At 43.4% G+C, this 14,091-nt stretch carries 12 protein-coding genes and 1 other RNA gene; 6 read left to right on the top strand and 7 right to left on the bottom strand.

Annotation, left to right across the window (positions count from 1 at the left end; all coding sequences use genetic code 11):
- Window positions 1–251 precede the first annotated feature (251 nt).
- Together ACUNWA_RS05330 and ACUNWA_RS05325 are read right to left on the bottom strand one after the other, a co-directional pair.
- Entirely contained in the window at window positions 252–719 is a 468-nt protein-coding gene (locus tag ACUNWA_RS05330; protein ID WP_445590851.1) for a hypothetical protein, read from the bottom strand.
- 930 nt (window positions 720–1,649) lie between these two features.
- Window positions 1,650–2,885: an S-adenosylmethionine:tRNA ribosyltransferase-isomerase gene (locus tag ACUNWA_RS05325; protein WP_445590850.1), complete on the bottom strand. Its 1,236-nt coding sequence runs from the start codon at window positions 2,883–2,885 to the stop codon at window positions 1,650–1,652.
- Between the two features lie 71 nt (window positions 2,886–2,956).
- On the opposite strand from ACUNWA_RS05325, the gene ACUNWA_RS05320 reads away from it, so the two are divergent.
- From ACUNWA_RS05320 to ACUNWA_RS05310, 3 genes are all read left to right on the top strand, one after another.
- Window positions 2,957–3,997 (top strand): DUF2027 domain-containing protein, encoded by a 1,041-nt coding sequence (locus ACUNWA_RS05320; protein WP_445590849.1) that lies wholly within the window; start codon window positions 2,957–2,959, stop codon window positions 3,995–3,997.
- Window positions 3,998–4,041: 44 nt separating this feature from the next.
- Window positions 4,042–4,428: RNase P RNA component class A (gene rnpB / locus ACUNWA_RS05315), an RNA gene on the top strand.
- A 101-nt stretch (window positions 4,429–4,529) separates the two neighbouring features.
- Window positions 4,530–5,948 (top strand): capsule assembly Wzi family protein, encoded by a 1,419-nt coding sequence (locus ACUNWA_RS05310; RefSeq protein ID WP_445590848.1) that lies wholly within the window; start codon window positions 4,530–4,532, stop codon window positions 5,946–5,948.
- Window positions 5,949–6,336: 388 nt separating this feature from the next.
- On the opposite strand, the gene ACUNWA_RS05305 is transcribed toward ACUNWA_RS05310, so the two are convergent.
- Window positions 6,337–7,506 carry a glycosyltransferase family 4 protein gene (locus tag ACUNWA_RS05305; RefSeq protein WP_445590847.1) on the bottom strand — a complete coding sequence of 390 codons (1,170 nt, stop codon included), beginning with the start codon at window positions 7,504–7,506 and terminating at the stop codon, window positions 6,337–6,339.
- 327 nt (window positions 7,507–7,833) lie between these two features.
- Here ACUNWA_RS05305 and ACUNWA_RS05300 point away from each other — a divergent pair, with 327 nt between their 5' ends.
- Entirely contained in the window at window positions 7,834–8,358 is a 525-nt protein-coding gene (locus tag ACUNWA_RS05300; protein ID WP_445590846.1) for a UpxY family transcription antiterminator, read from the top strand.
- On the opposite strand, the gene ACUNWA_RS05295 is transcribed toward ACUNWA_RS05300, so the two are convergent.
- Window positions 8,355–8,744: a VanZ family protein gene (locus ACUNWA_RS05295; RefSeq protein ID WP_445590845.1), complete on the bottom strand. Its 390-nt coding sequence runs from the start codon at window positions 8,742–8,744 to the stop codon at window positions 8,355–8,357. The two genes, ACUNWA_RS05300 and ACUNWA_RS05295, sit on opposite strands and share 4 nt — an antisense overlap.
- Before the next feature lie 157 nt (window positions 8,745–8,901).
- On the opposite strand from ACUNWA_RS05295, the gene ACUNWA_RS05290 reads away from it, so the two are divergent.
- Together ACUNWA_RS05290 and ACUNWA_RS05285 are read left to right on the top strand one after the other, a co-directional pair.
- Window positions 8,902–9,897, top strand: coding sequence for a metallophosphoesterase family protein (locus tag ACUNWA_RS05290; protein WP_445590844.1), 996 nt, complete (start codon window positions 8,902–8,904; stop codon window positions 9,895–9,897).
- Window positions 9,898–9,953: 56 nt separating this feature from the next.
- Window positions 9,954–10,430, top strand: a complete 477-nt coding sequence (locus ACUNWA_RS05285; RefSeq protein ID WP_445590843.1) for a hypothetical protein — start codon at window positions 9,954–9,956, stop codon at window positions 10,428–10,430.
- Between the two features lie 78 nt (window positions 10,431–10,508).
- Here the strand turns inward: ACUNWA_RS05285 and ACUNWA_RS05280 are convergent, their stop codons facing one another.
- The 3 genes from ACUNWA_RS05280 to ACUNWA_RS05270 all read right to left on the bottom strand — a co-directional run bounded on the left by ACUNWA_RS05280 (window position 10,509) and on the right by ACUNWA_RS05270 (window position 14,042).
- On the bottom strand, window positions 10,509–11,375 hold the full coding sequence (locus ACUNWA_RS05280; RefSeq protein WP_445590842.1) for an enoyl-ACP reductase FabI: 867 nt from the start codon (window positions 11,373–11,375) through the stop codon (window positions 10,509–10,511).
- 91 nt (window positions 11,376–11,466) lie between these two features.
- Window positions 11,467–12,216, bottom strand: a complete 750-nt coding sequence (locus ACUNWA_RS05275; RefSeq protein WP_445590841.1) for a tetratricopeptide repeat protein — start codon at window positions 12,214–12,216, stop codon at window positions 11,467–11,469.
- Window positions 12,217–12,227: 11 nt separating this feature from the next.
- Window positions 12,228–14,042, bottom strand: a complete 1,815-nt coding sequence (locus ACUNWA_RS05270; protein ID WP_445590840.1) for a BatD family protein — start codon at window positions 14,040–14,042, stop codon at window positions 12,228–12,230.
- Between the last annotated feature and the right edge of the window lie 49 nt (window positions 14,043–14,091).

Here is a 14,091-nt window from a genome sequence, read left to right as displayed (position 1 = left end):
TCGGGTCTGAACCAAACTCATTCGGGTCTGAGGTGAATTGATTCGGCAAAAAGGTGAATTAGAGCAGGTCGGAACCGAACCCGCGCACCCAAAAGCTCCTTGAAAGCGGTTTTTAGCTCCGGCAGTTCGGTCGCAAGCTGAATGCACTTGGTTTTAACCGGGGGCAAGCTTACTGGCGCTCTTTTGAAGCGAAGCTAAAACAGCAAACCGGAATTGGCTTGCTGTTTGGCTCTCCCTGCTGTTGGTTCGTTCTACTCGGCCGAACTCCTTGGCCCATTGCTGGCAAATCGTTTCCGCAAATCCTCGTAAATGGCTTTTGAGCCGGGAATACTGAGTTTGGCGGCCTGTTTCACCGAGTTGTAATAAGTAAGTGCTGCGGTGTAGCTTTCCGATCCGGCCTGCGTGGTGGTGTCATCCAGGTTCAACACCAACTGCTGCACCGGGCGCAAAACCGCCATGAGTTTTTCCCAGGTATTCATGTCATTTTTAAAGCCATCCACATCCATAAAAGGAGGTGCAAATTGAGGATCGCTGTTGGAATAATCCAGGCATTTCTCGACAAACGGAGCGGTGCCATCGCTCATTTTGGGTAGCGACTGCCGCTCTTCGGCATTTAAGGCAATCAGGTAAGGTTTCAGCAAAGTAACGGCTTCATTAATGTGGTTTGCCGCTTCTTCGGCTACTGTGTCGGGTAACTGATAATTGATTTTATTTTCCATCTGTTTAGGTATTAAATGATTAGTGACTAAAAGTTAAATGTTCTTTTTCATCTCTCCTAAGAATTTACCATAAATTTCATGAACTGACCATTTTAAGCCCATAATGAGCCCTCCCGACTCATGAACGAACATTTTGGAACATCAAACTGCAGCAAAAAACACTGGTTTTCAGGGGCATTTTTACTGAGTTATCCATCAAAACAGTCGTTGAGTCGTGAGAATTGTGTAAGAAGAGCGCACGAAGTCAAGAACGCACGAGGGTACGAACTCAGGAACTACTGTCAACTGACAACAGTTTTCTAACCGCAAAGACGCGAAGAGAATTGAAAAGGTTAAAGAATCAAGGAGAAAGGTTAAAAGAAGAATCCAATAAACCTTATTTTTCATTAAACCTTAGTAGAAAGAAGCAGCCCCCAAAAGATCAACCTTATTCCCTTATTTTAATCCGACTTAATTCGTATTTGATAATAGTAGATATCCTCTTTGGATAAGGTAATAAGGTTTGCTTTGTGAAAAATTGAATGGTGCTACTAAGGTTTTATGAAACGCACCTTACGCTAGTGGTTGGATTTCCTTCCATTCTCGAAGGGAAGGTGTCCCGGGAACCGGGACGGATGGGTTAAGGAGAAGTGAGCAGATGAGCCAGGCAGCAGGGAGAAGGGAGAGGACACGAAGGTACGAGGGCACGAACGTGTGAACGCACGAGGGCACGAACTCAGGAACTACTGTCAACTGAAAACCGACAACTGAAAACAGATAACTGAGGACACTCCTTTCTAACCGCAAAGACGCGAAGAGAATTGAAAAGGTTAAAGGAAGAATCCAATAAACCTTATTTTCCAATAAACCTTAGTAGAAAGAAGCAGCCCCCAAACGTTCAACCTTATTTAGGCATTGATATACCGACAACCGTCAACCGCCAACTGACTATCACTTCAAATACAAATTGCTGTCGCCGTAACTCAAAAAGCGGTAGTTGTTGTTCAGCGCGTGCTGGTAAACCCGCTGCCAGTCGTCGCCCAAATAGGCTGAAATGAGCAAGAGAAGTGTGCTTTGGGGTTGGTGAAAGTTGGTAATCATGCCATCTACCAGTTGAAAATCATAGCCCGGAACAATAATGATTTGGGTGGATGCCACCAGGTGACTCCGTTGGTTTTCATCCAGGTAAGCCAGTAAGGCATTCAGCACCGTTTTTACAGCCGGTTTTTCCTCCTTGCGGTAAGGCGACCATTGCTCAACGGTGAGGTTTTCGGGAGAGAGGCTTTTGTCTTCAAGAATTGAAACTCCCAGCCAGTAAATACTTTCCAGGGTACGGATGGAGGTTGTTCCAACGGCAATCAACTGACCTTCGTGCTGTAAGAGTTGCTCGATGAACGGACGGGAAACCACGATCTTTTCGGCATGCATTTCGTGCTCGGCAATGGTGGCTGCTTTCACGGGCTTAAAGGTGCCGGCACCAACGTGCAGCGTCACTTCGGCCAATGAAATGGATTTCTTCTTCAGCGTTTCAAAAACCGAATCGGTAAAGTGTAGCCCGGCGGTCGGCGCGGCCACCGATCCTTTTATTTTCGAGTAAATGGTTTGGTAACGCTCCAGGTCACTTTCCTCTGTATCGCGATGCAGGTAGGGTGGAATGGGCAATATGCCGCTGGCTTCAATTAAGGAAGCAAAATCAACAGTGGCATCGTCCCAGCAAAATTCAACCACCACATTAGCCCGGGTTTGGCTTAACTTATTTGCAATTAGCGTAACGTTTCGTCCATCTACCAGAACCTGTTTCTCGAGTGGTTCGTTTTTCCATTTTTTCAGGTTGCCCACCATGCAGTTCCAGCTGCACTTTTGGGTTTGCTGAAAAGCGACCTGGTAATCAGCTGGTGACTCCGGATCGAGGCAAAAGATCTCAATCTGGGCTCCGGTTTTTTTCTGAAAAGGCAAGCGTGCACGAATGACTTTGGTGTTGTTGAAAACCAGCAGGCTTCTTTCAGGCAGATGATCGGCAATTGTGCCAAAGCTGCTGTCGAGGATTTCACCATTCTTCCAAACCAATAGTTTCGAAGCATCCCGTTCGTCCAACGGATATTTGGCAATTCGATCATCGGGTAACTCATAATTCAACGCCTGAGCACTCTGATTGAAAACGGGTTTTATGGCTGATTTTTCATTCATGGGCCGCAAAAGTACGGAATAATTATTTTCGGTTAAAATTGTTCTTAATTTTGTAGTAAAAATAGAACGAAATGATAAAAGTAGGCGATCGGGTAAAGTTTATGAATGATGTCGGTGGTGGCATCGTCACTAAAGTGATTAGCAAATCGTTGGTTCATGTTGAAAATGACGATGGTTTTGAAATTCCGACTTTGGTGGCGGAATTAGTTGTGGTGAATGAAGAACTGCATGTTGGTCAGAAACCTTCTGTTGAGCAGTTTGTAGCCCAGGCTAAGCCGGAAAAACAAGCTCCGGTAGCAGAACCAGCTAAAGAAGCCCCCATGCTGATTGAAGGTAATGATGAGCCCAATTTTCAATTGGCTTTTGTGCCAGACAACAGCCGGAATCCGCTGGAAGGATCGATCAAATTGTATTTAATCAACGATAGTAATTTCTCCGTGCTCTATCATTTTTCAGAGTTTAAGGACAATGAATACATCAGCAAGGAAGCCGGGGAGTTGGAACCCAACACCAAGTTGTGGCTCGATTCGATTGCCCAGGTGGATATTGCAGGCTTGCCGGAGTACTTTTTTCAATTGATTTGTTTCCGCGAAAAGTCCAGTCGGCTGGAGCGGCCAGTGGAAGCTTCGGTGAAAGTCAATCCGGTCAAGTTTTACAAATCAGGTAGTTTTGTGTCCAACGATTTTTTTACCGAAAAAGCGATGCTGGTTAAGTTGAATCAATCACTGATGGAAAAGGCGGTGGAAAACTTAACGGAAAAGGAAGTCAAGAAAGTGGTTCGGCAAAAGGAACCGGCACGCAAAGTAAAGCCGGTAGTCGAAAATACCGACTTGCTGGAGGTTGATTTGCACATTCATGAGCTAATTGATGATACAACAGGATTAAGCAATAAGGAAATGCTGGATTTGCAGATGAAGCATTTTCACGAGAAGCTCGACGAGGCCATCAAAAAGCAGGTTAAGAAGGTGGTTTTCATTCATGGACTGGGCAATGGAACACTGAAACAAGAGCTACGGCGAGAGTTGTCGCACAAGTACAAACGATATGCCTTTCAAGATGCCAGTTTTCAGGAATATGGCTATGGCGCAACCATGGTTATTTTAAGAAAATAAAATTCATCGGAGCGTTGGAATTACAGCATTTTTCATAATTTTGCCGGGCAGACCGCTCTATCGCTTTTCCTGAGCAATCGGGGAAGGAGGAAAGTCCGGGCAACACAGGGCACCATGTTTCTTAATGGGAAGGCGGGCGAAAGCTTGCAGTAGTGTAACAGAAAATGACCACCTCGATTCGTCGGGGAAAGGGTGAAAAGGTGAGGTAAGAGCTCACCGGTTTCGGAGGTAACTTCGGAAGCCGTACACCTCATGGGTTGCAAGACCAAATATATCACGACCAGGGGCGGCCCGTTCCATTTCAACTTGGTTGAAAGTCGTGAGGGGTAGGTTGCTAGATCGTAGCAGTGATGCTGCGGCCAGATAAATGATAGAGGTTCTTCGTCTTCTGACGGAGGATACAGAACCCGGCTTATAGGTCTGCTTTTTTAAATTAAAAACAAACGAACAAACTATTCGCATAACTTTTGTGTGCAAATAGTTTGTTTAGTTTTAGGGCATCGCTGCATGGTGTCAAAAGCATTACAATTCCATGGTACAGAAAATAGTCACACTCGTATTTCCTTTATTGTTATCCTTGGGTTTGCTGGCTCAAAACACAGCAAACAAACCCGCTTTAAGTCTGGAGTCAAGAACGCTTGTTTCTACCGGTAATCAGCTTCCTTTTTGGATGCAGATGAACCAGCTGGGCATGGTTGATGGCTCGGATGCTTTTCAACAACTCGTTGTCCTGCATTTGTTGCAGCAACCCCAGGTACTCGATCCTGACCAATGGCAGTTTTCGTATGGTCTGAATGTGGCGGGACGTTTGTCGGAACATGCCGTGCTTCAACCCAATGAATATTGGGGGCGGGTGCACTATAAAGGATGGTACTTTCACGCGGGAGCCAAAGCGGAGCCGGTTTTTGCCAATGGCTTGAGCATGACCAATGGAAATCTATATTTGTCGAACAATGCGCGGCCCATGCCGCGTGTGGGCTTCGGAACGACCAACTTTCAGCTGTTTCGTTCGGGATGGCTTAGTCGTTTTGCCTTCGACTTCGAGTACAACGAATATTTTTTGCTGGATGACCGGATTGTGGCCGATGCGAATTTGCACCACAAGCGATTGGATATGATTTATACGATTGCTGAAGGATGGCGTTTGTCTCTTGGCCTGGATCATTGGGTTTTCTGGGGAGGAACCTCACCAACGCACGGAAAACTACCGGGATTTGAAGATTACCTGAGGTACGTTCTGGGACATACCGGAAGCGAAAATGCACCGGAGACCGATCGGAATAACGTTGCGGGAAACCAATTGGGTAATTATGCGTTTTCGCTTACCCGCGAAGCCGAAAACAGCTCGGTTGAACTTTACTGGCAACATCCCTGGGAAGATGGTTCGGGCACGCGTTTCGAAAATATGCCCGATGGACTCTGGGGCGTTTCCTGGAAACAGCACAAGCATCACCAGCCTCTGGAAGCAATGGTTGTTGAGTATGTCAACACACGCCATCAAAGTGGAAAATACCACAAAGCACCCAATCCGGATAAGCCCGGAGAAGTAATGGGAAATGGTCGCGATAATTATTTTAACAACAGTGTTTATCAGTCGGGCTTTGTTAGCTACGACCGCATGATTGGCTTGCCGCTTTTTATTCCCGGATTCAATGCGGATGGTGTTTCCCGTGGATTTCCCAACACCCGTCTGTGGGCTGTTCACCAAGGAATGAGTGGATGGTTATCGAACGACTTTAGCTGGAAAACTCTGCTGACTTACTCCAAGCACAATGGGCAGCATGGCGCTGAATATGCCAGTCCAAAAGAATTGTTGTCGCTGGCTGCACAAATCGATTATTTTCTTTCCAACAAGCCCTTAGCTTTTTCCTTGAAACTGGCTTATGATGATGGAACGGTGCTTGACTCGGGTTTTGGCGCTGAATTTCGTGTGCTGTTTACTCTGAAGTAGGCAAAATTCATTTGATCGTTTCAGAAGCTAATCTTAATTGCATGACCGTTGGATGGAGACGATGAATCCCTGATGTTTATTGCCATATGAAAACGTCAATTCTGCATTGGTCTGTTTTTTTGTGCTTAGCACCCCAACACAGCCTTCGTTCTTACTTCAACGGAATTCCTTCTTTTTATGGCGTATCGTCTTCAGGCATGTCGTAAGCAGGAGTCAGCTGATCTTGGGCAAGGCATTGCTTTCCATCAATTTCAGCTACTTTTATCGTTTCCTCGGTGTCTTTTTATCTAACGAACGAAAGGATCTTGTTTACATCCCATTGTCGAGTCGACTAAGCCAAGCAAGCTGTGCTGATGAAGTCGTAAACTGAGCTACCGCTTTAGAAGGACTAGTTTTGATAGATCTTTTTCTTGGCCTCCAAAAAACGGAAAGGATCTTCTTGTAAAGGAATTCCGGTAGACAGAATCTTGCGGGTAAGCTTGATCTGCTGGTCTCTTTTGTATTTAATTTTATCTGCTCTTTTCTTTAGAATTGCAATGGCGCCAAAGCTCATCCCTAGCACGAGAATAAAACTTAAAGTACTCGATAGGTAAGGACTGGTCGCCAATGCAAACGAAGCAAAAAAGGCGGTATACAAAACCAAAAATGAACTAGCTTGAATGTGCTTCAGTCCCGACCGGATCAGCAGGTGATGAATATGATTCATGTCTGGCGAAAATGGTGATCTCTTTTGATAAATCCGGATGGTAAATACTCGTAATGTGTCTGTGACCGGAACGATTAACAAAGCCAATACAAAGGCTGGTGCATTCTGCATCTTTATTAGGGTAGGGGCTGCTACATTGAAATTGAGAAATTGGATAATCAGAACTCCCAATAGGCCGCCCAGAATCAGAGATCCGGTATCACCCATAAAAATTTTATTATCGCCTCCCCAAAGGTTAAAACGAAGAAAAGCCAACAAACTCCCAGCGATAGCAAAGCTTAACAAAGCATACTGAATGTGCCCTGAAACAAAGAACCAGCTTCCTAAAACACCAGAAACCAAAACAGCAATGCCAGATGCCAGTCCATCAATCCCGTCAATCAGGTTCATGGCGTTAATAATGAACAGCAAAAGCATGAACGAGAGTGGGATACTCATCCAAATACTCATTTGATTCAAGAAAAATAAGTTTGAAAGACTTGTAATCTGAACGTTGCCTAAACCGACTAATATGGCCGCTGCTGCCATTTGAACCATCAATTTTTTGCGGGCAGAAATAACCAGAATGTCATCTTTTAGCCCGATGAAGAACAGCATGATCAGGGCTGCAAAGATATAGCGAAGCTCCAGGAATCTTAGACTTCCAAGAAACAAAGTGGCACCCAGACTGATGCCGATGAAAATACTTACCCCTCCAAGTGTAGGAACTGCTGTTTTATTCAATTTCCGTGAATTCGGCTCATCAAACAAGTGTTTCTCATTTGAAATGCGTACAATGGCTGGAATTGATATATATGTAAGTAAAAAGCTTGCTGTGATGGCAGCAAAAGCATTTAATAAGTAATCGGTCATAAGAGTAGATTTGAATATTGCAAAGATAAATCTGCAATATGTTTTTTAACAGATTTTAGTGTTATTAAAACGTTTAGTTTATATTTCTTAACGATTTCCTTGGAAATCAATCTTCTTGTTTCGCTTTCATTGAATCATTTCACTGAATTCGGTTGCAATGCCTGTTTTTGCCATAAAACGGTCCATTGAAAAGTATACCTTTGTTCAACGAATTTATATATTCACTTATAATGAATTCCGAAAAAACGAAAATGGTAACCCTGTTTTAGTTCTTTAGTTGATGGATTTTTTTAACAATGGTTGCGTCAAGACCTTAATTTTTAAAATATGATCAAGAAGGAAGTATGCAAATGGCATGCCGTTTATGTCAAATCTCGGACAGAGAAACGGGCGTTGGAGGATTTACGCTATAAAGGCATCGAAGCGTATTTACCACTTCAAATTCAGAAAAAGAAGTGGAGCGATCGCGTTAAGATGGTTGAGGAGCCTCTTTTGAAAGGGTACCTGTTTGTAAACGTCAGCCAAGCGGAGTATGCCGATGTGCTTCGAACCAGCGGTGTTGTCGCTTATGTTGCTTTTGGTGGTGTGGCTGCCGAAATTCCCGAAAAGCAAATCAATGATTTAAGGTTATTTCTGGATAAAATCAATGCATCAGTATGTGTTACCAGTGAGGCCGTTGCGAGAGGTCAAAAAGTAAAAGTGGTAGGAGGTGTGCTCGAAGGCGTTGAAGGGGAGATTTCAGAAGTACGAGGAAAGAAGAGAATTATTTTGCGTTTTGAAAGCCTGGGATGCGTTGTTTCTGCTGATGTTTCCATCGATTTAGTTGAAAAAGTAGAACCCCTGGAGTGTTAGGTTTGTTGCAGCTTTAGTTGGGTATTCAGAACTTTATATAGCGCAATTCCTAAGACCACTCCGGTTGCATTCGCGATGATGTCGAGTAAGGAGAACTGTCGGCCAGAACGCATCAGAATCTGCAAAATTTCCATCAGTAAGCCCCAGCCAATAACAAAACCATACAATTTCCAGCGTGCAACCTTGCTGGTGTGAAAACTCCACAAAATAAGAATGGAAAGTACAAAATACATTCCGGCATGAATGAGTTTATCGGCTCCTGGAAATAAAGGAACCTTGGGTAAATCCTTAACGGGAAGCAGTGATAGAAGCACAATAATACCTAAATATAGAAAGGTGACCGTAACTTTTACCTGAAATGGAATGTGATTGAATATTTTTTTCATGTCTGTTATAAACGTCTCGGGTACAGTTTTGTTGTAGTCAACAGGTTTCGCATTTTTGATAAAACAGTTTCAAAATGATAATTCCAATATTATTTGTTTAATGAAGGCGGAATTCTGTAATTTGGAAAGAACAAAAGTAAAGATAAATAGCTAGCTCATGAAAAAACACTCGAATTTAATACTCATTATTTTATTGATGGTAACAACTCCAACGTGGAGTCAGGAAGTTAATTTGCAGTTTAATGCTGATCAAACATTTAAGATTATTCAGTTTACTGACATGCATATCAAGGCGAGGCATCCGGCTTCTGAAGCGGCCTTTGAAACGATGGTAAAAATACTGGATCAGGAAAAGCCTGATTTAGTAGTTTATACAGGCGATATTGTTACTGGTAAACCCGTAAATAAAGGCTGGGAGTTAGTTTTAAATCCCTGTGTGGAAAGGGAAATCCCGTTTGCGGTGGTCTTTGGAAATCATGATGACGAAAATGGTGTTTCGCGTGAGGAACTGACAGAAATGATAAGCCAAATTCCATACAGTTTACTACAAGCTAAAGTGAAAGATGTGCATGGCTATGGGAATTATGTGCTGGAAGTAAAATCGGCTGAGTCAGATGGAAATGCCGCATTGCTTTATTGCATGGATTCCAATGCTTACAGCACGCTTGAAGGCGTTGATGGCTATGGTTGGTTCGATTTAAGTCAGGTCGCTTGGTATCAGAAACAGAGCCAGAACCAACAGGGAAAGAATGGAGCTGTTTTGCCAGCTTTAGCTTTTTTTCATATTCCGTTGCCCGAATACCGTGACGCCTACCGGAATGAAAAGAATCCGGCGATTGGCGTTCGTCTTGAAGACGAATGTGCTCCGAAGATCAACACAGGCATGTTTGCAGCGATGTTGCAGTCTGGCGATGTTATGGGCACCTTTGTTGGGCACGACCATGTGAATGATTATATGTCCTACTACCGTGGGATAGCCCTAACGTATGGGCGCTTTTCCGGAGGCAAGACCACTTATGGTGATTTGCCCAATGGCGCACGAGTTATTCTATTAAAAGAAGGCGAACGGGCTTTTGACAGCTGGATCCGGACTGGATCGGGTGAGAAGCTCTTGCCAATTGAGTTTCCTGCTGATTTTGTAAGGGAAAAATAGACTGTGTACGAACGGTGGTTGTATGCCTGAAGGCTGAACCGAAAGAAGTAAATCCTATGAAAACTTCATCATTAAAAGAATTACGCGACGAGCTAAAAATGTATCCGCCAGAGCAATTGCAGGCGTTGTGCATCAGGCTGGCTAAATACAAAAAGGAAAACAAGGAGTTACTCACTTATCTGCTATTTGAGTCGGACGATGAGCAGGGCTATATTCAGTCGGTGAAAGAGGAGATTGATTCGGGTTTTGAAACGATGAACATGAAAAATACTTATCTGATAAAGAAGAGCTTGCGCAAAATCTTAAAAGACACGAATAAGTACATCAAGTATTCAGGGATTAAAACGACCGAATTGGATTTACTTATTCATTTCTGCCGAAAAGTAAGAACTACAAAAATTCCGCTATCCCGAAGTGTTGCCTTGCAAAATATGTATGCCCGGCAAGTCGCTAAAATTCAAACTGGATTGAATAAGTTACATGAGGATATTCAGATTGATTATCAGGATGATTTGCTGTTTTTGAAAGCTTAACAGACGAAATTAGAGGTAATAAAAAAAAACGAAGCAGGAATTCTGCTTCGTTTTTTTTTATGATTTGCTATCAGGTAATTAATCGTATTGATGATCTTCTCCTTCGCTATCACAGTCACAGTCGCATTCTAATCCTTTTTCATACTGTTCTAGTGCTCTCAGGCTCATTCCCATTGACGAGAATCCTCCATCGTGGAACAGGTTCTGCATGGTCACTTTTTTGGTTAGATCAGAGAATAAGGTTATACAGTAGTCCGCACACTCATCGCCTGTTGCATTTCCAAGAGGTGACATCCGTTCGCCAAAATCGAGCAGCTTGTCTATTCCTTTTACCCCACTACCAGCCGTAGTAACCGTTGGCGATTGCGAAATGGTATTGATACGCACATTGCGCTCACGTCCGTAAATATAGCCGAAACTACGTGCAATTGATTCGAGTAATGCTTTGGCATCAGCCATGTCGTTGTAGCCATAAAATGTACGCTGTGCGGCAACGTATGATAAAGCAACAACAGAACCCCATTCGTTAATCGCATCCAGTTTGCGTGCTACTTGCAATACTTTGTGGAAAGAAACAGCCGAAATGTCCAACGTTTTATCCAGCGATTTGTAATCCAGATCACTGTAGTGACGTCCTTTGCGGACGTTAGGTGACATGCCAATGGAATGGAGGATAAAATCGATCTTTCCTCCCAGTACTTCCATCGATTTTTTGACCAGGTTCTCCAGGTCTTCAACATTAGTTGCATCAGCTGCAATAAGCTCTGCACCGCATTTCTCAGCTAGTTCAGCGGTGTTCCCCATACGCAGGGCAACGGAAGTATTAGTTAATGTGAAGGTTGCTCCTTCTTCATGAGCGCGTTCTGCAACTTTCCATGCAATGGAATCTGCATTTAGTGCTCCGAAAATAATTCCTTTTTTACCTTTAAGTAAATTATAAGCCATGGTTTTAAATTTATGAGTAAAACAACTCTCTTTTAAAATGGTTGTTAAAAATTATCAAACAATAAAAAAACCGGCAGCAGCCGGCGATTTCCTATATTTTTTCAATGCTGTTTTCAGGTAACCATCCTTGGTTTCCATCAGCAATCCGGATTTCTCTCCAACCTCCTAAACTGTCTTTTATTTCGACTTTTAGGCCTTCATGAATCAAAAACAGTTCCGTTCCGCTCTCGGAAGGAGAGCTTTTAACGGTTACACTAGGTTGAGTTATTATGGCAAAGTTATGGCTAGTCATGCGTTTTTTCTGCCGCGCGGCAAAGTTAAAACTAAAAATGGAAATGGCTACGATTAATATTCCAAACCAAAAGGAAAGTCGTTTGACTGCGATTGTTCGGGTAAAAAAGAATAATCCGGCAAGGGAGAGTACCAAAATAAAGGAGATGACGCTTATTTTTGCCCATCCGTCTGCCGAATACTTATTGGCGATGTTGTGCCACCAGCGTAGAAAAAAGACCTGCGGTAGCGGATCAATGGCGTCAACTACATGCTGGTTAGCCAATTCAAGGTTAAATTGAATGTCCTCATCGTTTGGCGCCAACAGCTTGGCACGTTCGTAACTAATGATGGCTTGCGTAACCTGACCGCTTTTGTAGTATGCATTTCCCAGGTTGTAATACACTTCAGCCGATTCCTGATTCCCATTCAGAACTTCCTGATAACCGGCAATGGCCTCTTCGTATTCTTGCTTGGTATAATGATCATTGGACTTTTCCAGTAAGCTGTTTTGAGCAATTGTGCTTAAGGAAAAGAGTGATATTACTATGATTTGAAAAATTGTTTTCATTGTTTCAGGTGTTAACGAATTTGTTTTTCCAGTTTTCCCATTACTTCGGCTGCTTTTTGGTAAAGGTCCTCTTTGGTTCCCTCAACTGCACTTGGCGCGTAGCGGGCATACTCACAGGTGTCAACAATATGGATGAATTCATTAATGGCTTCAGGATTAACCTGCCTCCTTTTTAATGATTCAGCGGCATTTTCCCGGTTCAGGTCGGCTGCCGGAATGCTTAACTTGTCGCTAAGATAACCCCAGAACGCTCTCAATACTGCCTCGTAGAATGCTTCGTCATGATTCTGTTTCAAATGTGTGGCGGCCAGTTTCAATCGTTTACGTGCAATTTTGTTTGCCTTTTTGTTTTTGACTAGTAATACATTGGCATTCTCTTTCAGTTTTTTACGATATACCAACACAACGATGGCGAAAAGCACTAAGGCTCCGAGGTATATGAGGTAGAAGGCCAGACTTCCAAAGAACGAGGATTCCTTGGTTTTTAGTTTATACTGACCCTGCTTGATGAAGCGAATGTCTTTCCCGATAAACCGAACATCTTCTTTCGAATAGGCGCTGGTAACCGTTGTATTTTGATCTTCGCTTCCTTTTGCAACTTGGAGGACAAATTCTTTCGATTGCTCGTAGCTGTATTTACCTGTGGCTGGATTAAAGGTGGCGAATTTGATGGGCGGAATGCTGTACTCACCTGCAAAGCGAGGAATGAAAAGGTATTCAAAGGTTTTACTTCCGCTTAGCCCATTCGTCGAGGCTTTTAAGCGTTCATTGGTTTTGGGGTCATATACTTCAAAGTCAGCCGGAAATTCGACCTTGGGAGCATCAATCAGGCGAAGGTTTCCATTTCCTGAAATGGTGATTTTTAAGGTGGCTGCTTCGTTTGATTTTAGTTGTTGTTTGTCGATCGAAGCTGAAAAATTCAGTTTGCCTACTCCGCCTGCAAAACTGGCTGGTGGCGATGGCAACTCTTTCACATTGATGTTTACCGGCTCGCTGACAACTTTAGCCTGAATGGTGCGGTAGTTGTCAAAAAAGTCATCGAAAAAACTCCGCTGTTGCCGAATGCGCTGCCGCACCAGGCACTTGATTTCGAACGGGTCAATGGTTATTTTCCCGATTTGTTGTGGAAATAGAATGGTTTTTTTCAATACCCCAACCTGATAAATTTTATTGTTGAACACTTCTCTTGAGAAGCTGATCTGATTCGGAATTTCGATTTCCTGAGTCCAGAATCCAGCGTAGGAGGGGAGTTTTACATCGTCGAAGCTGGTGATTGGAACCTCTGGAGCCACAAAAATTTTCACGGTGGCAATAATCTGCTCGCCTTTGAAAACGTTGCGTTTGTCCAGATCAACTTTCACAAACAGATCCTCTTTGCTAATGTTTGCTGCAGCAGATGCCGATTGCTGTTGCTGCTGACTGCCCGAGGGGTTTTGCGGTTTCTGGCCTTTGACGACCTGAATTTTGAGCTCATTGGATTCGTAGACTTTGCCATCGACCTGGATCGATGCTGGGCGGATGGTAAAGGTTCCTTCCTCTTTAGCTCGCAAAATGAAGATGTAGGAAAAACTAACGGTCTGGGTCGTCTTCCCATTGATAATTTGAATGCTGGAACTTTGCGAAGTGGATGGCCCCATCAATACATCAAAATTGGATATCTCGGACAATTGCAGATTCGATCCTCGTTCATTCAGCGTAAACGATAAACGAAACTGTTCGCCTACAGAAACCACATTGGGCCCCGACATGGTGAATTTCACGCTGTCGGCATCGGCAAAAAAGGCCGGAATAAGAAATAATAGTGTTACTATAAGTTTTTTAACCATTGTGCTTAATTATGCTTTGATTAAAATTCGGTGCAAAAGTAAGAAATAT

Source organism: Sunxiuqinia sp. sy24 (genome assembly GCF_052677165.1).
Note: the sequence above shows the minus strand (reverse complement) of the source record. Positions and strands in the feature narration are given on the sequence as shown.

Coding starts and splice junctions, on each gene's coding strand:
- ACUNWA_RS05320 (WP_445590849.1), top strand. CDS start 2,957: ATGATAAAAGTAGGCGATCGGGTAAAGTTTATGAATGATGTCGGTGGT.
- ACUNWA_RS05270 (WP_445590840.1), bottom strand. CDS start 14,042: ATGGTTAAAAAACTTATAGTAACACTATTATTTCTTATTCCGGCCTTT.
- ACUNWA_RS05310 (WP_445590848.1), top strand. CDS start 4,530: ATGGTACAGAAAATAGTCACACTCGTATTTCCTTTATTGTTATCCTTG.
- ACUNWA_RS05280 (WP_445590842.1), bottom strand. CDS start 11,375: ATGGCTTATAATTTACTTAAAGGTAAAAAAGGAATTATTTTCGGAGCA.
- ACUNWA_RS05330 (WP_445590851.1), bottom strand. CDS start 719: ATGGAAAATAAAATCAATTATCAGTTACCCGACACAGTAGCCGAAGAA.
- ACUNWA_RS05325 (WP_445590850.1), bottom strand. CDS start 2,885: ATGAATGAAAAATCAGCCATAAAACCCGTTTTCAATCAGAGTGCTCAG.
- ACUNWA_RS05300 (WP_445590846.1), top strand. CDS start 7,834: ATGATCAAGAAGGAAGTATGCAAATGGCATGCCGTTTATGTCAAATCT.
- ACUNWA_RS05295 (WP_445590845.1), bottom strand. CDS start 8,744: ATGAAAAAAATATTCAATCACATTCCATTTCAGGTAAAAGTTACGGTC.
- ACUNWA_RS05275 (WP_445590841.1), bottom strand. CDS start 12,216: ATGAAAACAATTTTTCAAATCATAGTAATATCACTCTTTTCCTTAAGC.
- ACUNWA_RS05285 (WP_445590843.1), top strand. CDS start 9,954: ATGAAAACTTCATCATTAAAAGAATTACGCGACGAGCTAAAAATGTAT.
- ACUNWA_RS05305 (WP_445590847.1), bottom strand. CDS start 7,506: ATGACCGATTACTTATTAAATGCTTTTGCTGCCATCACAGCAAGCTTT.
- ACUNWA_RS05290 (WP_445590844.1), top strand. CDS start 8,902: ATGAAAAAACACTCGAATTTAATACTCATTATTTTATTGATGGTAACA.